Origin of the sequence: Paenibacillus sp. AD87 (genome assembly GCF_001659845.1) — a bacterium.
In the GTDB taxonomy this organism is placed as follows: Bacteria; Bacillota; Bacilli; order Paenibacillales; family Paenibacillaceae; genus Paenibacillus; species Paenibacillus marchantiae.
Window position 1 is genome coordinate 1 of the sequence record NZ_LXQN01000028.1, and the last position, 430, is coordinate 430.

Consider the following 430-nt stretch of genomic DNA (forward strand, 5'->3'; position numbering starts at 1 on the left):
ATACTTAACTTCATGAATTATCAGACGTTAATTGCAACGAAGGCTTCCCGGATCAAACAGGTGGCAAGTCAGGACACATTGCTCGAATTCGGAACACGACGTGCACAGGAAGCGGATGCGGCCATTTGGGGGGCGCGTGCCTCGTATGTGGCAGGATTCCATGCAACGTCTAATATGCTGGCTGGAGAGCGCTTTGGAATTCCGACAGCAGGGACACATGCTCATTCCTGGGTGCAGAGTTTTATGAGTGAGCAGGAGGCGTTTGACGTCTATGCCAAAGTGCTGCCAGATCAAGTGACACTGCTGGTGGATACGTTTGATACATTGAACAGTGGTGTTCCTCATGCAATCAAGACTGCCAAGAAGCTGGAGAGCCAGGGCAAAAAGATGAACGCCATTCGTCTGGATAGCGGGGACCTTGCGTATCTAT

The 430-nt window shown here is 50.7% G+C and carries 1 pseudogene; it reads left to right on the plus strand.

The features are described 5' to 3' along the window. Positions 1–430: pseudogene (locus tag gpAD87_RS31320) on the plus strand (nicotinate phosphoribosyltransferase); the annotation flags it as partial.